Below are 20,639 nucleotides of genomic sequence, written 5' to 3'. Positions count from 1 at the left end.
GCGCCTTTTAATCAATTAATACCCAGATGACCATGACAATAATTGACGTATCCTGAATCATCTATACATTATCTGAATAAAAAGGAGAAAACTAATAATTAAGACAGAATAAAAAGCCCAACTTATGATTCAGAATGAGGAATCTACAGGCAATCTTGACTATGTAAAAAAATTGATCACTTTTCATCTGTCGTTTATAAAATGTGAGAATAATACTATTATTCAGATCGAGAACATTAATATGCCACCAGAAGAAAAACCGTTTTAATTAAAAGGCCTTATAACTCGCTATCCCGTTAAACACATAAAACTATTCTTCCTGTCTATTGCAGGTAGTAAAAACCAAAGAAAACATATATTTAATATCAATAAAAATAACGTAATTTATATTTTTTTAAGACAACACCAATAGATCCAGGACAATAAAATGAATGGCATCACAACATCAGGGAAGGGAATGGATATCACTCTATTCCAGCGAAGCATGCCTGCCTTCAACGTTATAGAGCATCATCAGGAAGGGATATATATCCTGCTCGAAGGTGAGATGACATGGCAGGACAGTACCAATACCTACGATCTCTCTCATAACGAACTGCTTTTTGTTCGTCGTGGCAGTTACGCAGCAAAAACGCGTAGTGATACCTGCAAGCTACTCTGGTTACCGTTGAGTACAACTTTCCTTCATAGTTTTCTGCAACGCTTTGGTACTCTGCTCAGTGAAGTCGAGCGACACAATGTGCCAGCACCCGAATTGATTGCATTTACCTCATCTCCTCTGTTATCTCAAAGTGTTAATGGGCTGGTCGATCTATTGGCTCATGATTACCCCCCAGCCTTGGGTCAATTAAGGGCAGAAGAATTGCTATTGCTGATGTCTTTTGGGGAGCAAGGGATTTTGCTCATGTCAGTATTACGACAACTGAGCAACCGCCAAGTAGAACGTTTACAGAGCTTTATGGAAAATCACTACCTCAAAGAATGGAAACTCAGCGAATTTGCTAAAGAATTCGGCATGGGATTAACCACTTTCAAGGAGCTATTCCGTTCCGTATACGGCATATCACCACGAGCCTGGATCAGCGAGCGCCGTATTCTTTATGCACATCAGCTACTACTCAATAGTGAGATGAGTATTGTTGATATCTCAATGGAAGCCGGATTCTCTAGCCAATCCTACTTTACTCAAAGTTATCGGAGACGCTTTGATTGCACCCCCAGTCGTGCCAGGTATGGCAAAGAGTAACGATTGGCTAAAATAATCTGACGTTTTTTACAAGTTAACCATTGGCCTGACAGATAAAATAAGGCCATTCCTAATCTAATCGACAAGAGTGACTAGCAGCAAGATGAGCATAGCATGAGCCAGCAAGACCATAATCAGACTCGAACCAGCATGTTTCTCGGCCGCAAGATCTCTGTCATGCAGTCTGGGATCCCGCGCCGAGAACAATTGCTCGGAAAATCATCGTCTATTCAGTACCAGAATAGAGACATTATCAATAACCAACAGTTTGTTCTGTTACAACGTCTTTTGCCCAGACATCTTCTGGAAAGCTTAATGAAATCTGTTTGGTTTCGCAGACGGCTAAATTGTGGGCAAGCGTTGAAGCGTAATGACTTGCAGCAGCTAATCAGAGCGGCGGCAAAGTCAGAATGTGACTGGGACACGGTACTGGGTAACCACATTAACCTGGCCGACAGACATCTTTTACAGTATTGGGTACTACAGCCACTATTTGATTGGTGGCTCCGCCTGCTAGAACCAGAGATAGAACTCTGGTTCATCGAACTTGATCAGTTGCAGATTCAAGAACGGCAACTGCGTGCTAAGGCGCATTTTTGGCAACAGGTTGAAAACCTATCATCTCAATGCCGGGAACAACACTATCAAGAGGTTATATCCTTGCAAACAGCGCTCAACCAACGCAAGCAACTATTAGAAAAACTGCTGTTGACAGCGGAAAACCAGGCCTATGAAGCATGGCCTAACTGGTTTACCTGTCTGGATACACTCCAGACCGACGACAATCTGACAGTTTTCACCCCAGTTCCTGAAATTCTGTCTCCCTGCTGGACATGGTTGACCACCTTAAAGTACGACACAGAAGCTGCTATCCACTTGCAACAATGGCTCTGCGCTCGTGCCCTGTGCCTGCCACAGGACAGTTTTTATTGGCAATCGACGACGGCCTAAATCATTAGAGGAAATATGCAAACTCTACTCAATCATCTGGCCAGTCGCTTGGGCCAGAAGCCTTTTGTTTCCGATGGACAAGGGCATTACCATTTGCACATTGATAACTACAACCTGTTTCTTCGCCAACAAGGAACTGCACTTGTGTTATCCAGCCCTCTAAACTGGCGCCATAACCCAAAAGATCCATCAGTCACTGAACTATTGAAGACACTGTTGCAACAGGTCACTCGCTGGGGACGTCATGCTCCCCACGCACTGACCTTGGATGAATCAGAAAATCTTATTCTGGAGGCTCGCCTTGATCCTAACAGTCTGGATGTTCAAATCCTGGAACAAATGCTAGCTATGCATGTCGATTTACTGGAGCAAATCATGGGTTTATTATCGGAAACGCAATCTTTCCCTCAATGGAAACAAGTTATATGGCAGCCATGAAACAGTTCCAACGGCTGTGCCGTTCCTTACTGTTATCGTTGAGCATCAGTAGTGTGATGCTCTCTTCGGCTTTTAGCCAAGATCTGGATTGGCTGCCCATGCCTTATGACTATCTGGCAAAAGGAGAAAGCTTGCGGGATGTGCTGGTTAATTTCGGTGCTAACTATGACGCATCAGTGATTGTCAGTGATAAGGTGACCGATCAGGTTAACGGTCATTTTGAACAAGATGGCCCTCAGGAATTCCTGCAACATTTATCCTCTCTCTATAACCTGGTCTGGTACTACGATGGGAGTGTACTTTACGTATTTAAAAACAGCGAAATACAATCACGTCTCCTTAAACTTGAGCAAACCAACGCAACAGAGCTACAGCAAGCCCTAAAACGTTCCGGTATTTGGGAACCCCGCTTTGGCTGGCGTCCTGATCCAGGCAACCAACTGGTTTACGTATCAGGCCCTCCCCGTTATCTTGAACTGGTCGATCAGACTGCATCTGCACTGGAACAGCAATCACTGCTGCGTAGCGAAAAAACCGGGGCGTTAACTGTGGAGATTTTCCCACTCAAATACGCCTCAGTCACAGATCGCCAGATCCAGTATCGTGATAGCAATATTGAGGCACCTGGTATCGCCACTATTCTCTCCCGCTTGCTGAGTGATGCCAATGTGGCGGCTGTCACTGGTGAAACAACATCATCTATGGGAGGAAACCATTCAAGCCGGGCTGTTGTACAGGCGGAACCGTCTCTAAACGCAATCATTGTACGAGACAACCCGGAAAGGATGTCCATGTACGCACATTTAATCAACGCACTGGACAAACCCTCTGCCCGCATTGAAGTCGCACTTTCCATCGTCGACATCAACGCTGACAACCTTTCAGAGCTGGGTGTCGACTGGCAAGTAGGCATCAACACCGGACCGCGCCATCTTATCGATATCACCACCACTAGGGAAAAAAATGAGAAAAAGGAAAAAGGGGAAAGCATCGGTTCAGCAGCATTGGGTAGCTTAGTTGATCGCCGTGGCCTGGATTACCTGCTGGCAAAAATAACCCTGTTAGAGAGCAAAGGCAGCGCTCAGGTGGTTTCCCGCCCGACGCTTCTGACTCAGGAGAACACCCAAGCGGTTATTGACCATAATGAAACCTATTACGTAAAAGTTAATGGTGAACGGGTCGCCGAACTTAAGAGCCTCACCTATGGCACTATGCTACGTATGACCCCCAGAGTTATCCAAATCGGGGATTCTCCTGAAATCAGTCTGAGTCTGCACATTGAAGACGGTAACCAGAAGCCCAACAGTTCAGGCCCAGATGGCATTCCTACCATCAGCCGAACCATTGTCGATACCGTTGCCAGAGTTGGACATGGGCAAAGCCTACTGATCGGCGGCATTTACCGTGACGAAATGTATGAAAGCCTACGCAAAGTGCCATTTTTAGGCGATATCCCCTACCTGGGTGTTTTGTTCCGCAGTACCACTGAGCAGGTACGGCGTTCAGTACGATTGTTCATTATTGAACCACGGCTCATTGATAGTGGGATAGCTCATTATCTGGCATTGGGTAATGGGCAAGATCTACGCCATCGGTTACTGGCAACGCAAGATATCTCTAATCAGAGCGTTTCTCTGAGTAAAGTACTGAGCAGTGCACAATGCCAATCTTTATCCCCGGCACGCCAAGTACAAGAAACGCTACGGCAAGCAGGTAAAAGCTCATTTTTAGCCTCATGCCGAATGGGCAAAACTTACGGATGGCGAGTCATTGAACAACAATGTTCACTTAAGGAAACTTGGTGTGTTCGTGCGCAAAATAAGGCGAGCAGATGAGTTGGAAAATTCGCTTCTACCGCGGACTGAATAAAAGTATTGAGGTCAATTTAGCTGAAGGGCGTTTAGCCATCGGCTCGGACCCCTTACAGGCAGATATCGTTCTGGTGGATGAAGATGTTGCCCCTATGCATCTCATTTTAGAAGTAGAATCAGATTCAATCCGCCTGTTGGAATGGGCCGGTGAAACAGCACCAAGTCAGAATGGCGAACCCCTATCACCGGGGGCTTCCCTGCAAGCGCTGGCTCGTCAAGAGGTAGGGCCGTTATTGTGGGCTTTCTGCGATCAACAACAGGCATTCCCGAAGCAACTTGCCGAGCCTGCGATCACACAACACCAGCGTCCCATTCAGAAAAATCGCAGCCGGATCGCTGGTTGGATGCTGATATTCTGTCTGGTACTGGCTCTCGGTTTTCTGGCACTGCTTGGACGTGAAGGATGGCAAAGAAACAACATGTCTAATGGCATGGCTGATCAAGAACTACGCCGTTTTCTCCATGACGATTCAGCCTATCGTCAGGTTAGTGCGCAAATGATGCCTGATAACGGGCCTCTGCTGCTAAAAGGTTATGTGGACCACAACTACCAACGTCTAGCATTGCAAGAATATCTTGATACTCATTCTCTCAGTTATCGACTGGAGTTACGTACTATGGAGGAATTACGTCAGGGGGTAGATTTCATTTTACAAAAATTAGGTTATACCCAGCTCAAAAGCAGCAATGGCAAACAACCCGGCTGGATCCGCCTTGCAGGAGAATTAACTGACCCTGACCAACAGTGGAACGACATTGAATCATTGCTCAAACGCGACGTTCCGGGCCTACTTGGTATAGAAAACCAGACAATGCTAACCGGTGGTCATCTCAAGCGTCTGGATATGCTATTGGCTAAACATGATTTACCCAACACGCTGACCTACAAGGACAAAAGCGATCGTATTGAGTTCACAGGTCAACTGGATGAGCTCCAGACTCACAATTTCTACCGCTTACAGCAGGTATTTAAACAAGAATTTGGCAACCGACCAACCCTGGTACTACTAAATAATAACCGACTCTCCCTCAATGATGAGCTCAATTTCGATGTCCGGGCGGTTTCTCTGGGACGTGTGCCTTATGTGGTACTCAAAAATAACCTGCGTTATCCCGTCGGAGCAACAACAGAAAATGGTTTGAGGATCGAAGCTATCCGTCGAGATGCCATTGTTATTACCAAAGGTGAACGGCAATTTATCGTCAAACTTAACAGGAGCCCAACTTTATGATGACATCCCTGGAAGCACGACTGTTCGGTGCTGATTCCGCTTATGTCAACGAAATTCAACACCGCCTCTCTCAGGCGCTGAACGATATCAAACAACGCCTGAGACGTGGAGGTTCGGTACAAGAATACCAACAATGGCAGCAAGAGGCTGACGCCATCCAAGCTGCAATCACAATACTTAACACAACAGAAGGAGGCCATCATGGCTCAGATTTTTAGTTCCGCAGCAACAACTAATACACTTGATAAGGTTGCTGAACAGTTGAGTGAACAAGCTAACCAAGCCAACACAGACGTCAATGATGCAATCACCGCGCTAAAGTCTAAGAGTACGAGTGGAAGTACGACGGGAGGTGCTGATAACCCTGCTTTGTTGGCTGATTTACAACACAAAATCAACAAATGGTCGGTAATCTACAACATTAACTCCACTGTCACCCGGTCCATGAAAGACCTGATGCAAGGCATATTACAGAAGATCTAATCATGACACGTTCATTCAAAGGACTACTGGCAGATATCGCTCTGGTTGGAAGCGGCCACCACTGCCATGACGAAGCCAATGCTATTGCCGACTGGCTAATGTTCAATGAGGAAGGGCAAGAAGCCGCAAACCTGATTCGGCTCTCTTCTCTGACGAACCAAGGCAAATATCAACAGGCTCTGGATCTTGGACGGGATCTTCCCTGGCCCAGTCTGGAACCTTGGCTGGCTTTATGTGAATGGCGTCTGGGGCTGGCCTCAGCCCTAGAGCAGAGACTAACGCGAATGGCTGATAGTGACGATCCACAATTGTTGTCTTTTGTTGATGGTATGCGAGAGCAACTGACTCATGAATAGGATCGAAAGGCCATCTTATAATGTGCTGTCACAACCAACAGTACAGCCTTCAATCACTGCCAAGAACAAGCAAGACTTTGATCAAGCACTGGAACTCATGCCTGATCAACAGACGCTGAAAGAACGACAACAACGCTGGATGCAAGGAGCGTCTCTGGAAGAAGTTTTAGGTGATTTCAATCCAGCGACCCAGCGAAAAATCGTCTGGCAATGGCATCAGACCTTATCAACTGATAGCCAGCCCTCTCAACGTGCTCAGTTAGAGGGCAAACTTATTGCCCCGGTACAAAAACATCTGTGGTCGCAGTTTGGTGGCCTGACCTTGCCCGTCAAACCACAACTGGATTTACCAGAATTCAGAGCGATTGTTCGTGAATTCGCACCCACAGGTCGACAACAGGAAACTGTCCTTCTCAAGGTACTCGGCGAGATTAAATCTCTAGACGGTAATGAGTACCTGAGTGACCTAATCCGACGTGAGTTGCAAACACTTATCCCCCGTAACGGTATGGTGGATAACCTGATCCGAAACTCACATAAACTCGATTTGGAGGAATAATGGACCTGCCACAAATAAGCGAGACACTGATAACCAGCCTGGATGAACTCAACACACCTCAGGCCAGTGCCGAAAATGTTGCACATTTTGAACTGGCTATGTCCAATCAAGATCAGGGGCTTGGAAACAGTCTGATCAGCGAATTGGGCCAGCTCAGACAACAATTTACTCAGGCTAAACAAGAACTGGAAGCTCAGTTAGCCGTCCCCGGCAGTGATCCCAACAGCCTGATGCAAATGCAGTGGTCTCTAATGCGGATCACCCTACAAGAAGAGCTGATTGCCAAAACAGTAGGACGATTGAATCAAAACGTTGAAACCCTAATGAAAGCCCAGTGAGGAGCCGTGAAGAAACATCCTATAATCTGCATCCTGTTAGCTGTCTTCATGCTAACAGGATGTAAAATCGAACTCTATACTGGAGTTAGCCAAAAAGAAGGCAACGAAATGCTGGCCTTACTCAGGGAAGCAGGAATTTCCTCTGATAAGCAGCCAGATAAAGATGACAATATCAAGCTATTAGTGGAAGAATCCGATGTTGCACAAGCTGTCGAGGTACTCAAGCGTAAAGGATATCCACGGGAGAACTTCTCCTCTTTACAAGATGTCTTCCCTAAAGACGGCCTTATCTCCTCGCCGGTAGAAGAACGGGCACGGCTCAACTTCGCCAAAGCGCAGGAGATTGCCCGAACGCTTTCGGAGATCGACGGTGTACTCGTCGCACGGGTACATGTGGTCTTACCGGAGGAACAAGATAGACTGGGGAAAAAGTTATCGCCGGCCTCTTCTTCTGTGTTTATCAAACACGCAGCTGACGTTCAACTCGATACTTATATTCCTCAGATAAAGCAACTGGTCAATAACAGCATCGAAGGACTGAGTTATGACCGCATCAGCGTCGTATTAGTTCCTGCGGCGGGCGTGCGGCAGGTACCGTTAGCACCGCGCTATTCCACACTATTTTCTATCCAGGTTACTGAAGAATCACAAGGCCGCCTGATCGGAATTCTGGTTTTATTGTTAGCCTTGTTATTCATCAGCAATCTGGCTCAGTTCCTGTGGCACCGAAGCAGGATGCAATAATGGTAACAGCATTAACACCCTACCAATTTCGGTTTTGCCCTGCCAGTTATATTCATGCGGACCATCTATCACCAGATTGGCTTTCAGTCTTGTCCTCCCTTCCTGAATGGCGTAGCTCTCCCAAGATCAATGGCCTACTGTTGACTCAATTTGACCTGAATGTAGATTATGAGTTGCCAGCCGGCTTGGGAAACATTGCTCTGCTAGAGCAATCATACTTAGAACAGCTTCTGACTTGGCTGGGAGCCTTACTGCACGGGCAAGCTATTCGCCATTGCCTGCTGGCAGCAGAGCTTCGCCATTTACATGACGCGCTTGGGAGAGAGGGGCATCACTTTTGCTTAAAGTATCTCGACATCATCATCGGCAACTGGCCGGCTGGTTGGCAACGTTCGTTGCCAACCACAATCAATGCGAACTATTTTCGTATCAGTGCCTTACAGTTCTGGCTAATGGCTATGGAGCCACTTCCTACCGATTTCGCCAAACGCCTTAGCTTGCGGCTTCCCCCTCATGACAATCCCCCGGCTTGGCCTATCAGCCAGGCAGAACGACCACTGGCACAAGCATTGTGTCTCAAATTGGCTAAACAAGTGAATACAGAATGTTACCTTTTATTAAAATAACAAAAGAGCATCTTCAACTTTCTCCTGAACTTCTGATACTACGTAAAACAGACTATCAAACCTGTCTCAGCGCCCAGTCTCTGCTTGATGAAGCCCGAGTCCAGGCTCAAGAAATTGAACGAGAAGCCCAGACCGTTTATGAGCAACAAAAAGAGTTAGGCTGGCAGGCCGGTATTGATGCCGCCCGTGCAGAACAAGCCAATTTGATTCACCAGACTCAGCTCCAGTGTCAGCAATATTACCGACAGGTCGAGCAGCAAATGAGCAATGTAGTATTGCAAGCAGTTCGTAAAATCCTAAAGAATTATGACCAGGTCTCCCTTACCTTACAGGTGGTTCGTGAAGCTCTTTCATTAGTCAGCAACCAAAAACAGGTCATCCTGCGGGTTAATCCTGAACAGGCCACAACAGTACGGGAACAAATATCCCGGGTACATAAAGACTTTCCTGAGATCGGCTACTTAGAAGTCACGGCGGATGATCGCCTCGATCAGGGCGGCTGCATTCTGGAAACAGAAGTCGGGATCATTGATGCCAGCTTAGATAGCCAACTCGACGCACTCATGTCCGCTATTAATAATCAATGGCAGAGTTGACTATTTCGCCACCTAAACGGATGAAAAAAAAGACATTCTTGGCGTAATAACTAAGGAATTCGTTATTTCTGAAACATCCATAAAAAAAGAGAGTTGGGATCTTTCTGGAATGAGAGTTTTACAACATTCCAGAGACACAACTTGTTTTCGACGGAAAATGAAAATTTCTTCTGCCATTATTAATATTCTCTATTTCGACAAAACATTATGATTCACTCTATCTGATATCCAGGCTCATATTCCCTGGAATAATCCCACAAAAAACGTTCAAGGAGTGACCATTATCTCCTATCTCAAGTATTAATCACCAAAGAATATTTCCTACCCAACAACTCGACACCACAGCCGTTAACCAGCCTCAGGGGGAACTCTCTGGCCGATCACTGAAAGTCTCTTCCCCCAGACCTGGATTGCTGGAACGTCTCTCGGCCACGATCCAACGCAACCTGCCGGGCCACTCTATGCTCGATCACCAGCTGACAACCGACGGCAAGAAAAACCAGGAGAGCCGCTTCTCTTTCAGCATGATAATGGACCGAATCATTCACTTTGCGGTCAGCACTAAACTGGGGAGCGTTCGGGATTCTGCGGATAAGCATGGCGGCGAAGTCACCTTCAAATTTGCCCAAACCAAAGGTGCCTTTCTAGACCAAATCATGAAACACCAAGACACCGCTGGCGGCGTCTGTGAATCCATATCCGCCCACTGGATAAGCGCCCATGCCAAAGGTGAGAGCGTCTTTGACCAACTCTATGTTGGGGGTCAGAAAGGTCAGTTCCATATCGACTCTCTGGTTTCCATCAAACAATTACAGATGGATGGCATAGCCCAGGATGCCGATCAAGATACCATGACCGAATCCTGGCTCAGTGAAAACGGCATCCAACCGCGCATGAAGACGATAACCTATCAAAGCGCCAACGGGCCAATTGATTACAAGCGTCCAATCGAAGTCAATGGTCAGACCGGCAGCAATGGCACAAAAGACCTGCTAAACGCCATCCTGGATACAGGCGATCAGGGTTCTAGCTACAAGAAGATCGGTTTTTCAGGGCAGATGTCTGGTCACACAGTAGCAGCCTATGTCGATGACCAAAAAGGGGTCACCTTCTTCGATCCTAACTTCGGCGAGTTCAATTTCCCGGATAAAACTTCATTCTCCAACTGGTTTACTCAGGATTTCTGGTCCAAGTCCATGTATAACAAGGAAATCGGTCTGGGACAACATTTCCAAGTTCTTAACTACGAGCCTAAAACACAATGACACACGACTACCACCAACTAGTAGAAACCCTGTTCTCCAAACTCAGCCTCCCTGCGTCCCCTACCGACGATGGCATCTACACTTTGGAGGTCAACGGACGTTTTCAGGTACTGATTGGCTGCCATCACGATAATTGGTTACAGCTGTTCTGCGAATTAGGCTCCGAAGTTAGCCGCTCTAACAACCTTTTTGGACAACACTGGCCCGCCCATGTCCAGGGTGATCTGGATGGACAAACAATCCTGTGGTCACAACGCCCTTTACCCGAGGTGGATGTGGTCGAACTACAGGCTTGGTTAGAGCGTTTCATTGACGACATTGAACAACGCCTTGCACCTGCTACTCACCAGCCCAAAGATCTTCCTCCTCCTTCCCTGATGCGGGTCTGAAAAAAAGAGACGACTATCGAGCTATAAGCTCAATGGAGGCCTCAAGATTTAGCGCCCTTTAGCCCTTTATAGGATAATCCGGTATACATTTCTTGTGCCGGATTTTTTCTATATAGGCAAGGAATAGTATGTAACATTTTGGTGAATACACATGCAAAAAACCCGCAATTAAGCGGGTTTTTACTATTAACAACTTTAACTGCTCAGGCTTTCACCTTCATCGCTATCGTAAAGTCGTTAATGGATTTAAGCAGTTAAGTTAAATCAAGATAATACGATAACATTTACCGCTGATGGACCTTTAGCACCATTCTCAATAGAGAATGAAACTTCCTGTCCTTCTTCCAGCGTTTTGAAATTATTGCTCTGAATTGCAGAATAATGAACAAAAACGTCTTTGCTACCATCTTTCGGAGAAATAAATCCAAAACCTTTATCGTTATTGAACCATTTTACTGAACCAGTCATTGCATTAGACATAGAATTTTCCTTTAAATTTATTTAAGTTGCCATAAGGCATGTTTAGGTCTGTTTTTCAGTTTTACTTATGGGTACTAATTAGAAGGAATTCGCAATGAAGTGGTATCGGGGATAACGCTAAATGGTGAACTGCTTTAACTTGCTTTTCATAAAGTAGGTCTGTACTTCCAAACCAGTGATGCTATTAAATCACATTTACTGACATTTAGCAAATTTTAATTTCATTTATTTTTTCTATTTGAATTTTCCTTTTCCAAAATTGCTGAAATATCAATTTGATGACCAAAGAAGCTAAGAATACAGGATAAGGTTGCGATTGGAGTTGCACCACAAGACGCTAATACATATGGCCTTAATACTTCATCAAAATCTTATCACCCGCAATGGAGAACGACTGAATACCAGAGACCAGATGAAATATTTCAATTTTAGTTATGGCACTGAAACTATAACTATATCTCTCAATAAACTTTAATCTGCAATTATCTCAAGAAATAGATGTATAAAAGTCTAAATGGATTCTCGCCAAATTAAGGTACGACATTAAATACGATGCCATACCTGTCGGTATTAACAAATCATTCTTACGCTATACACCTATAAGACTAAAGTAAGTTACACACATTAGAATTTATTCACATTTTTCTATTTTTCCTCTTGTTCTCACTCTGTAACAATTTATACTCCCAATTACGGTATTTCTGTCACATAGAACCTGTTATCACTAATATTCTGGTTTCCATGCTCTCAGTCTTACCTATTTTTCACAATATATTAACAACATTTTCGCTACGCACTCTGTACGGAAAAGTGATCATATTAATAATATCTTTAGATATACTTATCATTATCTATCTGTTCGAGATCGAAGGAAGGGATGCCCTAAACGGGAAACTAGCAAGATCGCTGACAGCGTAAACACACTATCCAGAGCATTGTGCGAAGTTAAAACGTTTAATGAATCTATGGTAGAAAACGCCGACGATGGAACCATTTCCGTCGATATCCATAGTGGCGTCACGATATTAACCTCACCACCGAAGATATCACTGAACATCAGTGTTAAGTTGAGTAAAACCGATATTAGTATGCTCGTTGCTCAACATCACACACTACATAGGAAAATGTAAAAATGAAAAAATTAATCGTTTTAGTAGGAAAGCCGTCTTCTCCTCACCCTAAAAGACAGGATTTTCCAGAGGCTAACTGATGAAAAATAAACTCATTAGCATACAACAAACCGCCGAGCATTTTTATGATGGAATGACCATCATGGTAGGTGGTTTTATGGGAGTAGGTACTCCCCCTAATTTAATCACGGCATTACTAAAGGCGGGTGTAAAAGATCTGACCCTGATTGCCAACGATACCAGCCGTGTCGACTTTGGCATCGGCCCTCTTATCGTTAATAACAGAGTGAAAAAAGTTATCACCTCGCATATTGGCACTAATCTGGAAACTGGACGCCAAATGATTGCTGGAGAAATAGAGGTGGAACTGGTTCCTCTAGGCACGTTGATTGAACGCATTCGCTGCGGCGGAGCAGGTTTGGGCGGATTCCTGACTCCTACTGGCGTGGGTACTTTTGTAGAAGCCGGAAAACAAAAAATAACCCTCAACGGAACAGACTACCTGCTGGAACTCCCACTACGTGCTGATCTGGCGTTGATTCAGGCCCATCTTTCCGATCATCAGGGCAACCTGACTTATCAGTTAAGCGCCCGTAATTTTAACCCTGTGATCGCTCTGGCTGCGGATAGCACGATTGCCGAGCCGGATGCATTGGTTGAAGTGGGTGAGATTGCACCGGACTGCGTTATGACACCTGGCGCACTGATCGACTACATCGTTTACCCGAGAGGAAATTCATAATGAACGCCAAACAACTTATTGCCCATCGTATCGCGCTTGAACTACAAGATGGCGACGTTGTTAACCTCGGCATCGGTATTCCCACGCTAGTCGCGAACTATCTGCCCGATAACATTCATATTACCCTACAGTCAGAAAATGGTTTTCTGGGCCTTGGCCCCGTTACAGAACCTCATCCGAATCTGGTCAATGCCGGTGGAAAACCCTGTGGCATCCTGCCTGGTGCCGCCATGTTTGACAGTGCATTCTCTTTTGCTTTAATTCGCGGTGGTCACATAGATGCTTGTGTGCTAGGAGCTCTGCAAGTTGACCAACATGCCAACTTAGCCAGTTGGATGATACCGGGAAAAATGGTGCTCGGTATGGGTGGGGCGATGGATCTCGTTACGGGTGCCCGCAAAGTGATTATTGCAATGGAACACTGCACCAAAGACGGATCCGCAAAGATCCTCAAGCAATGTACCCTGCCGCTAACCGCCGTCAACAAAGTCAAGATGATCGTCACCGAACTGGCCGTCTTCTACTTTGAACAGGGGCAGTTAATCCTGAAAGAACATGCGCCAGGTATCACACTAGAAACTCTACAGGAAAAAACCGAAGCAAAATTCAGCGTCGCACACGATCTCAAAGTCATGTCCGTTCCAATGCAGAAAAATAGAGGATGATTGGTCATATTGACAACATACTGACTGGTTTTGTCAGCGGTTATCCCCTTGATCGACTAGACCTTACCACACCGCTGACCACACTTACCTTCAGGATGGTAATGTTGTTAACGCAATACACGCTAACTCATTTAGCTTAAATACCGGTAATTATTTCAGTGGGTGATAGAGTTACCCCCGAGTGGATATCGGTTGAGGATGAACGACCAAGTGAAAGAATTGAGAACATATATCCTCCTAATAACTGATGCTCAGAGATTTGTTACCTGTGATTGGTTTAGGATTTCGAAGAAAACAGCACTCATGTAACCCACTGGATGGAAGTACTGCCACCAACATTGTTAAAGGCAGTTTAGCGTGGGCAAATAGCGTACCTGATATCAATGAAGCTTGATGGTGACACCGATTACACTGAAATAAAGCGCGGGATTGCAACTGACAATATTTATCATGGAGGCAGTTAGGGCAGCGGTAACCCGTTGGCCAACGCATCTCGAACAATCGTTTTTGGCATTGCTCTTCAGTTCCATACATTTTCATAAATTGATGAATAGAAATGCCTTTTTGAAACTGGACGTGATTTTTAGCCATGATGTTACCCTTATGAACTTACTAATGCCTTCGTTATGACCTGACAACCTTGACAGATTAGAATGCCGCTATCGCTACGGGCGTTTATGTACCAAGAGCGGAAACTGCTAACATCGCAGAAATGTTATGTTACTCAATGGAAAACAACTCTCTAGGTTGACAGCAGGCCAGTGAACTGAGAAGTTTTCAGCCTAAGACTCTACGGAACAGATTCTCATGACACACAAAGATCTCAAGGCTAAGAAGCGACACCATTACGTATGGGCGAAGTACCTCACCCGCTGGGGTAACGGGACGAACAATGTTTTCTACACTACGAAGACCGGTAAGATTGCCCATGACAGCGTGCGTGCCATAGCTGCTGACAACTATTTCTACAAGACCACAGTGCTAACACGTAAGCATGTCGAAGTGATAGAAGGCTTCTTCCCGACAAAGCCCCGCCCATCTTCAACAGCAGCACATGTCTTATCTTAACGACTTTCTTAAGATGCAGCGCCTGGAGGTCATCTACAGTGAGTCTGGCATTCAAGATCAGAAAACCGAGGCTCTTTACATGCAACGAAGTGCAACCTAATGGAAAATCTCCATGCCTCTCACGAAAAAATGGCACTACCGGTGTTATCTGCGCTCGCTGATGAGCAGCTTGATCTACTGCAAGATAAGCAGCACATGATAGAGTTCATGATGTTCTTTGGTCCGTACGAAGCCTTTCCGGGATGGTGTGCTCCGGAATCAACCCCGCCGCAATATCGTAGAAATTGAAGTAGCCGACGCAATGGCTCACGCATGGTGGTTCTTAAGCTACATATTCGGGATGAATATCGGGTTCAGCCTATACTCAAGTCGTCACGACGCCAGGCATGCATTGCTGGTAAATGATACGGAGTTCCCTTTCATCGCGTCCGACCAGCCGGTTGTCAATGTGCACTCGTGTGTCTCAGAGACAGAGTTCACCGCACCTGAACTCGCTGATTTCTACTACCCAATTTCACCGCGCATCGCCTACATCATCTGCGATTCCGAACGGTTTATACCAGGCAAGAATAAGGTTGATGAGGCCACTGTCGCAGAGCTCAATACTAAAGTGGTGACCCAAGCTATGGTACATATCATCGGTAATACCGAGAGCGCCATTTCGCCTCTGCATAAGCACATTGGACAGCGTTATGCCAAGAAGAGCACCGTTTTATGAAAATGTACGTTGAGTCCCAATAAAATGGCTGCACTATATCGGCACTACACTTTTGGGTTGTTCAATCCCAAAAAAGGCAATAAAAGATAGGATAAGCCGTAGTGGATTACTACCATTATGCCCTTATGTATTGGGAAAAAGCTAAGCTGCAAAGCGCTTGCCAGTATTGTCGCCTAGGGGCTGTTGACGTTTTGTGAGGGATTATTGAACAGCATGATGATTTGGTATAATCGTTTTCGCCAAAAAATAACCAGACCTCACCATCATGCTGCGAACTATGTTAACAGATACACAATGGAATAAGCTATCTGCATTCATGTACCATACCGGATTTATTTACCACAAAACAAAACATCGTCAGGCACTTGAAGGCATTCTTTATCGTATGAGAACAGGCATTCCGTGGCGCGACCTGCCTGCCGAATTCGGAAAATGGAATAGCGTCTTTCAACGTTTTAATACTTGGTCAAAAAAGGGTGTTTTGGATTTAATTTTCAATTGGTTATCTGGATACTCTGATACAGAGTGGTTGTTTATTGACGGGAGTATTGTTCGAGCCCATCAACATAGTGCCGGAGCAACTTCTGAAGCGGATGAAGCCATGGGTCAAAGTCGTGGAGGACGTTCAACCAAAATCCATTTGGCTGTAGACAGTTACGGTTTACCTGTACATTTCGAACTGTCTGGTGGTCAGGTCAATGACATTGTTCATGCGGAAAGTCTTATATCTCAGTCACCTTTATCCGATTTTGTCGTTGCAAATAAGGGATATGACAGTCAGCGTTTGAGAAGTGTAATCGAAGAACAAAAGTCAGTTCCGGTGCTCCCTTATCGCAAAAATAGCCGAAAATTAGGTCAAGAAATTGACAAATGTTTATATCGTTACCGACATTGGGTGGAAAATGCTTTTGCCAGAATCAAACATTTTCGTGCGATAGCCACAAGATACGACAAACTTGAACGGAATTACGCCAGCATGTTGGCACTGGCATTTATTATTGTCTGGTTGCCAATGTGGACTGAATAAATGATGAACACAAAACGTCAACAGCCCCTAAGGAGGCATGGTCTTTTCATTTATATCTAAGGAAATATCGATGACCCGTTTAGCCAGCCGCTTTGGTGCGGTCAATCTTGTACGCCGCGACTGCCCCTTAACCCGTGATGAACTGGCGCATTATGTGCCAAGTGTGTTCAGTGAGGAAAAGCATGAATCCCGCAGTGAACGATACATCTACATCCCGACCATCACTCTGCTTGATAACCTCCAGCGGGAAGGTTTCCAGCCTTTCTTTACCTGCCAGACCCGTGTGCGTGACCAGAGCAAGAGAGAGCATACCAAACACATGCTGTGCCTGCGCCGCGAAGGACAGATTACCGGCAAGCAGGTGCCAGAAATCATCCTGCTTAACAGCCACGACGGCTCCAGTTCATACCAGATGCTGCCGGGGCTATTCAGATCGGTTTGCCAAAATGGACTGATTTGTGGTGAGAGTATTTGGTGAGGTGCGTGTGCCGCATAAAGGCAATGTAGTGGAGAAAGTCATTGAAGGGGCTTACGAAGTACTGGGGGTATTTGATCGAGTGGAAGAGAAGCGCGATGCCATGCAGTCGCTGATGTTACCGATACCCGCTCAACAGGCGATGGCGAAAGCTGCATTAACCTATCGCTTTGGTGAAAAGCATCAGCCGGTGACGGAATCGCAAATCCTTTCCCCACGCCGCTGGCAGGATGAGAGCAACGATCTGTGGACCACTTACCAGCGTCATCCGGGTGAGCAGTTTACCGCCACCAGCTTTGCTAAAAACTGGGTGCAATTACAGTTGGCTCGCCAGGAGCGGGAGGTCTTTCTGGTGATGTACCTTGATAACCAGCATTGCCTGCTTGAGCACGAAGCATTGTTTGCGGGCTCCATAAGCCATACCGAAGTACATCCCCGTGAGCTGGTGAAATCGGCCCTGAGGCACAACGCCGCTGCGGTAATTCTTGCCCATAACCATCCGTCCGGTACGACAGGAATCAGCCAGCAGGATAAACACATTACCCAGCGGATAGTAACCGCGCTGGCACTGGTAGAAGTACGAGTGTTGGATCATCTTGTTGTCGGGGGAAGAGATGTTGTTTCTTTTGCCGAGCGAGGTTTGCTGTGAACTGGGCTAACGACCAACCAGAGAGGCTTTCATGCCATTAAATACACCCCATGAGTGGGGACTACAAAGCGATATCACTCCACGCTTTGGCGCAAGGCTGGTTCAGGAAGGTAACCGGCTGCATTACCTGGCTGACAGGGCAGGTCTGAATAGAAGCTTTACGCCAAAACAACTACAGAGACTGGATCAGGCTTTCCCGCTGTTTATAGAACAACTGCGTTCAAGCGAGCTAAATCCACGTCAGCAACATCAGATGACCATCCACCTTGCCGGATTAACCTGTATAGCCGACACCCGGGCCAGTTGCGGCTACGTTTACATCGCTATTTATCCTCAGGTATCTGTAGCGCAGTAACACCTTCTCTCTTCTTCTTTTATCAAGACTTAACTCATGCAAATTTCAACTGTACCGGCTATGGTGCCGGTTTCGTCACGGCTGCCACCCGTTCAGGTGTGGCAGCAACTGTTAACATCTTTTAGAGCACCATTAACGGTCTCACGCTCAACGACACACCATTCCATGACGACGCGGCCATCCAGGAGCATATCGAAGCGGGAATAACGCTTGCCGATGCAGTGAATTTCCTGGTGGAACGCTATGAACTGGTACGCACTGACCGCAAGGGATTCACATGGCAGGAGCAGACACCATTTTTGACTGCTACCGATATTCTCAGAGCCAGACGAGCTACTGGGCTAATGAATACTTAAATTCTTCGAGCCTCATTCCTGATTTTTACCTCTGAACTCCCCTCTCTTTTTATTCATCGCATAATGCGCTTGCCACTCCCAGCAGGCGTGTTTGCTTTTATGGACGATTAACGATGCAAACAGAACCCGACGTGTTAACGGAACACAATGAACTCATCTGTTCGACCAGTATCGAACGTGTTGTCACAGGGCATAATGCAGCACTGGTGCAGATTGAGCAACTCATCCAGCAGCTTGATGCAGTTTCCCGGCTAACCTCGGAAATCGGCGGTGGTATAGCGCAAGACTGGGCAATGAAGTCCGGACACCGCTACGATAGCTGGCTGACAGAAAAGGTGGATAAAGCGATGCCTGTTGTCACTCGCAATATTGACCGCAGTATCTGGCAAGACCTGATGTTGAAGTCTGGCATGATGGCATTGATGGATGCGCAGGCCAGAGATCAGTGGCATAAGAACCTGGAAGATGGTGATCTTCCTGCAATCAGCGAGGCGAATATCCTCAGTACCTTTGAGCAGTTACATCTGAACAAAATAGATGTATTTGAGCGCGGGATCATCAATGTCTTCAAAGGATTGTCATGGGATTACAAAACCAATAGTCCCTGCAGCTTTGGTAAGAAGATCATTATCAACAATCTGGTGAGCCATGACCGCTGGGGATTCAGTCTGAACTGGGGCTGGCGGCGGGATCAGTTGGCAGACCTGGAGCGAATGCTGTTTCTGTTAGATGGTAAGGCCATTCCTGACAACCGTGGCGACATCACTACCCGGTTGATGGAGCATATTCGGGATAACCCGTCTAAAGAAAGATACGAAGATGAGTTCTTCAGCATTCGTTACTTTCAAAAGGGAACAGCCCATCTGACGTTCAAGCGTCTGGAGCTGATTGAGCAAATGAATGATATCATTGCCAGACATTATCCGAACATGCTAGCCCAGCGGTAATGGTCTGTATTTCCAAACAACTTTATCTGTTGGTATAAATTTTATCGAACGCAATTTTATTCACATAAAACAATTGGACTACCTGAATAAGTTGCTAGAGCTTGCAAGAAAACCGGAAGCTCATCTGCTAAGAGGTAAGGGTAATGGACAGACTTTGGTGGGGTTAACGCACTTGCTAGTTCTGAGGCGGGGTTAGTTTCAGCGCGACCCGTGACAATGACGTAACGAAATACCTGGTTGCATGCCTGGCGGATTTTGCGCAGCTTGTCGAGGACACCACGCTTTTCGAGTTTACGAAGTGAGCTGAGAATCTCCAGAGGCTTTATTTCTGCAATCGGGCGCTTACCAATATCAGGGAAGATATCGTTTTCAAACGCTTCCATAATGTCTTCAGCGTAGCCCTTCGACCAGTTAGGGCGTTTGTACTCATGCCATTCCAGCGCGATAGCTTTGAAGGTATTTTCTACCATAGCCTTACGGGCTTGTTTCTCGACCTTTTTCTGTTCACTAGGATCAATGGCGTTAGCGACTTGCCGTTTAGCTTCATCTCTCCGTTGCCTGGCTTCAGATAAAGAAATCTCTGGATAGATACCTAAAGCCAACATCTTTTGCTTGCCGTCGAAGCGGTACTGTAAACGCCAGTATTTAGATCCATTGGGATGAACCATTAAATGCATCCCTTCGCCATCGGTGAGCTTGTAAGGCTTGTCCGTAGGCTTTGCACTTCTTACCTTCACATCGGTTAATGCCATTTGAGGCCCTCCGTTGCTGGCTGTTGGTACAAGATTTTATTGAACGGGGATGTACCATCACATATACCAACAGATGCTGGTTGATGTAGGTAGACTTAGAGAGAATTTCGACGCGCTAAAAACAGCCAACTTGCTGAATTTCAGGCATAAAAAAAGATGTCGGTTGACGTCTATTTACTTC

At 45.9% G+C, this 20,639-nt stretch carries 25 protein-coding genes and 4 pseudogenes; 26 read left to right on the top strand and 3 right to left on the bottom strand.

What is annotated here, in order from left to right; all coding sequences use genetic code 11:
* Positions 1-427 precede the first annotated feature (427 nt).
* From ACGF7G_RS11960 to ACGF7G_RS11890, 15 genes are all read left to right on the top strand, one after another.
* The gene (locus tag ACGF7G_RS11960; protein ID WP_387465731.1) at positions 428-1,246 is read left to right on the top strand and encodes a helix-turn-helix transcriptional regulator; all 819 of its coding nucleotides are present in this window, start codon (positions 428-430) and stop codon (positions 1,244-1,246) included.
* A gap of 114 nt (positions 1,247-1,360) precedes the next feature.
* Entirely contained in the window at positions 1,361-2,197 is an 837-nt protein-coding gene (locus tag ACGF7G_RS11955; protein ID WP_387465729.1) for a T3SS regulon anti-activator ExsD domain-containing protein, read from the top strand.
* 15 nt (positions 2,198-2,212) lie between these two features.
* Entirely contained in the window at positions 2,213-2,635 is a 423-nt protein-coding gene (locus ACGF7G_RS11950) for a YscB family type III secretion system chaperone (protein WP_387465727.1), read from the top strand.
* The gene (sctC, locus tag ACGF7G_RS11945; RefSeq protein ID WP_387465725.1) at positions 2,623-4,470 is read left to right on the top strand and encodes a type III secretion system outer membrane ring subunit SctC; all 1,848 of its coding nucleotides are present in this window, start codon (positions 2,623-2,625) and stop codon (positions 4,468-4,470) included. Before ACGF7G_RS11950 ends, sctC begins: the two co-directional genes overlap by 13 nt.
* Positions 4,467-5,738: a type III secretion system inner membrane ring subunit SctD gene (gene sctD / locus ACGF7G_RS11940; RefSeq protein ID WP_387465724.1), complete on the top strand. Its 1,272-nt coding sequence runs from the start codon at positions 4,467-4,469 to the stop codon at positions 5,736-5,738. The genes sctC and sctD overlap by 4 nt, the downstream gene beginning before the upstream one ends.
* Positions 5,735-5,956, top strand: coding sequence for an EscE/YscE/SsaE family type III secretion system needle protein co-chaperone (locus ACGF7G_RS11935; RefSeq protein ID WP_387465723.1), 222 nt, complete (start codon positions 5,735-5,737; stop codon positions 5,954-5,956). Before sctD ends, ACGF7G_RS11935 begins: the two co-directional genes overlap by 4 nt.
* Complete coding sequence (gene sctF, locus ACGF7G_RS11930) at positions 5,940-6,221, top strand: type III secretion system needle filament subunit SctF (protein WP_387465721.1); 282 nt, start codon at positions 5,940-5,942, stop codon at positions 6,219-6,221. The genes ACGF7G_RS11935 and sctF overlap by 17 nt, the downstream gene beginning before the upstream one ends.
* Before the next feature lie 2 nt (positions 6,222-6,223).
* On the top strand, positions 6,224-6,577 hold the full coding sequence (locus tag ACGF7G_RS11925; protein ID WP_387465719.1) for a YscG family type III secretion system chaperone: 354 nt from the start codon (positions 6,224-6,226) through the stop codon (positions 6,575-6,577).
* Complete coding sequence (locus tag ACGF7G_RS11920; RefSeq protein ID WP_387465717.1) at positions 6,570-7,136, top strand: YopR family T3SS polymerization control protein; 567 nt, start codon at positions 6,570-6,572, stop codon at positions 7,134-7,136. The genes ACGF7G_RS11925 and ACGF7G_RS11920 overlap by 8 nt, the downstream gene beginning before the upstream one ends.
* Positions 7,136-7,474 carry a type III secretion system inner rod subunit SctI gene (sctI, locus tag ACGF7G_RS11915; protein ID WP_387465715.1) on the top strand — a complete coding sequence of 113 codons (339 nt, stop codon included), beginning with the start codon at positions 7,136-7,138 and terminating at the stop codon, positions 7,472-7,474. The genes ACGF7G_RS11920 and sctI overlap by 1 nt, the downstream gene beginning before the upstream one ends.
* Positions 7,475-7,480: 6 nt before the next feature.
* Positions 7,481-8,218 (top strand): type III secretion system inner membrane ring lipoprotein SctJ, encoded by a 738-nt coding sequence (gene sctJ / locus ACGF7G_RS11910; RefSeq protein WP_071880956.1) that lies wholly within the window; start codon positions 7,481-7,483, stop codon positions 8,216-8,218.
* The gene (locus tag ACGF7G_RS11905) at positions 8,218-8,844 is read left to right on the top strand and encodes a Yop proteins translocation protein K (RefSeq protein WP_387465712.1); all 627 of its coding nucleotides are present in this window, start codon (positions 8,218-8,220) and stop codon (positions 8,842-8,844) included. Before sctJ ends, ACGF7G_RS11905 begins: the two co-directional genes overlap by 1 nt.
* Positions 8,823-9,440, top strand: coding sequence for an HrpE/YscL family type III secretion apparatus protein (locus ACGF7G_RS11900; protein ID WP_133815298.1), 618 nt, complete (start codon positions 8,823-8,825; stop codon positions 9,438-9,440). The genes ACGF7G_RS11905 and ACGF7G_RS11900 overlap by 22 nt, the downstream gene beginning before the upstream one ends.
* 410 nt (positions 9,441-9,850) lie before the next feature.
* Positions 9,851-10,705 (top strand): YopT-type cysteine protease domain-containing protein, encoded by an 855-nt coding sequence (locus ACGF7G_RS11895; protein ID WP_387465710.1) that lies wholly within the window; start codon positions 9,851-9,853, stop codon positions 10,703-10,705.
* On the top strand, positions 10,702-11,094 hold the full coding sequence (locus ACGF7G_RS11890; RefSeq protein WP_387465708.1) for a CesT family type III secretion system chaperone: 393 nt from the start codon (positions 10,702-10,704) through the stop codon (positions 11,092-11,094). Before ACGF7G_RS11895 ends, ACGF7G_RS11890 begins: the two co-directional genes overlap by 4 nt.
* 264 nt (positions 11,095-11,358) lie before the next feature.
* Here the strand turns inward: ACGF7G_RS11890 and ACGF7G_RS11885 are convergent, their stop codons facing one another.
* A complete protein-coding gene (locus tag ACGF7G_RS11885; protein ID WP_021323801.1) occupies positions 11,359-11,574 on the bottom strand; it encodes a cold shock domain-containing protein in 216 nt (71 codons plus the stop codon).
* Between the two features lie 1,209 nt (positions 11,575-12,783).
* Between ACGF7G_RS11885 and atoD the strand changes: the two genes are divergently transcribed.
* Positions 12,784-13,446, top strand: coding sequence for an acetate CoA-transferase subunit alpha (gene atoD, locus ACGF7G_RS11880; RefSeq protein ID WP_387465706.1), 663 nt, complete (start codon positions 12,784-12,786; stop codon positions 13,444-13,446).
* On the top strand, positions 13,446-14,111 hold the full coding sequence (locus tag ACGF7G_RS11875; protein WP_387465704.1) for a CoA transferase subunit B: 666 nt from the start codon (positions 13,446-13,448) through the stop codon (positions 14,109-14,111). Before atoD ends, ACGF7G_RS11875 begins: the two co-directional genes overlap by 1 nt.
* Positions 14,112-14,447: 336 nt before the next feature.
* Here ACGF7G_RS11875 and ACGF7G_RS11870 read toward each other — a convergent pair.
* A pseudogene (locus tag ACGF7G_RS11870) lies at positions 14,448-14,702 on the bottom strand (transposase); the annotation flags it as partial.
* Between the two features lie 216 nt (positions 14,703-14,918).
* Between ACGF7G_RS11870 and ACGF7G_RS11865 the strand changes: the two are divergent.
* From ACGF7G_RS11865 to ACGF7G_RS11825, 9 genes and pseudogenes are all read left to right on the top strand, one after another.
* Entirely contained in the window at positions 14,919-15,179 is a 261-nt protein-coding gene (locus tag ACGF7G_RS11865; RefSeq protein ID WP_387465702.1) for a hypothetical protein, read from the top strand.
* A gap of 141 nt (positions 15,180-15,320) precedes the next feature.
* Positions 15,321-15,467, top strand: coding sequence for a hypothetical protein (locus ACGF7G_RS11860; RefSeq protein ID WP_387465701.1), 147 nt, complete (start codon positions 15,321-15,323; stop codon positions 15,465-15,467).
* A gap of 13 nt (positions 15,468-15,480) precedes the next feature.
* Entirely contained in the window at positions 15,481-15,897 is a 417-nt protein-coding gene (locus tag ACGF7G_RS11855) for a DUF4238 domain-containing protein (protein ID WP_387465700.1), read from the top strand.
* Between the two features lie 265 nt (positions 15,898-16,162).
* Positions 16,163-16,924 (top strand): IS5 family transposase, encoded by a 762-nt coding sequence (locus ACGF7G_RS11850; protein ID WP_387465699.1) that lies wholly within the window; start codon positions 16,163-16,165, stop codon positions 16,922-16,924.
* A 70-nt stretch (positions 16,925-16,994) separates the two neighbouring features.
* Positions 16,995-17,664: pseudogene (locus ACGF7G_RS11845) on the top strand (DUF932 domain-containing protein); the annotation flags it as partial.
* A gap of 45 nt (positions 17,665-17,709) precedes the next feature.
* Entirely contained in the window at positions 17,710-18,048 is a 339-nt protein-coding gene (gene radC, locus ACGF7G_RS11840) for a DNA repair protein RadC (RefSeq protein WP_387465794.1), read from the top strand.
* Between the two features lie 31 nt (positions 18,049-18,079).
* Positions 18,080-18,403, top strand: coding sequence for a type IV toxin-antitoxin system YeeU family antitoxin (locus ACGF7G_RS11835; protein WP_387465697.1), 324 nt, complete (start codon positions 18,080-18,082; stop codon positions 18,401-18,403).
* Positions 18,404-18,439: 36 nt separating this feature from the next.
* A pseudogene (locus ACGF7G_RS11830) lies at positions 18,440-18,759 on the top strand (TA system toxin CbtA family protein).
* Positions 18,760-18,872: 113 nt separating this feature from the next.
* On the top strand, positions 18,873-19,706 hold the full coding sequence (locus ACGF7G_RS11825; RefSeq protein WP_387465695.1) for a DUF4942 domain-containing protein: 834 nt from the start codon (positions 18,873-18,875) through the stop codon (positions 19,704-19,706).
* A 71-nt stretch (positions 19,707-19,777) separates the two neighbouring features.
* Here ACGF7G_RS11825 and ACGF7G_RS11820 read toward each other — a convergent pair.
* Positions 19,778-20,458: pseudogene (locus ACGF7G_RS11820) on the bottom strand (tyrosine-type recombinase/integrase); the annotation flags it as partial.
* Between the last annotated feature and the right edge of the window lie 181 nt (positions 20,459-20,639).

The sequence above is a fragment of the Photorhabdus sp. RM323S genome, assembly GCF_042879375.1.
Taxonomy (GTDB): Bacteria; Pseudomonadota; Gammaproteobacteria; order Enterobacterales; family Enterobacteriaceae; genus Photorhabdus; species Photorhabdus tasmaniensis.
This window is presented reverse-complemented; position numbering and strand designations above follow the sequence as displayed.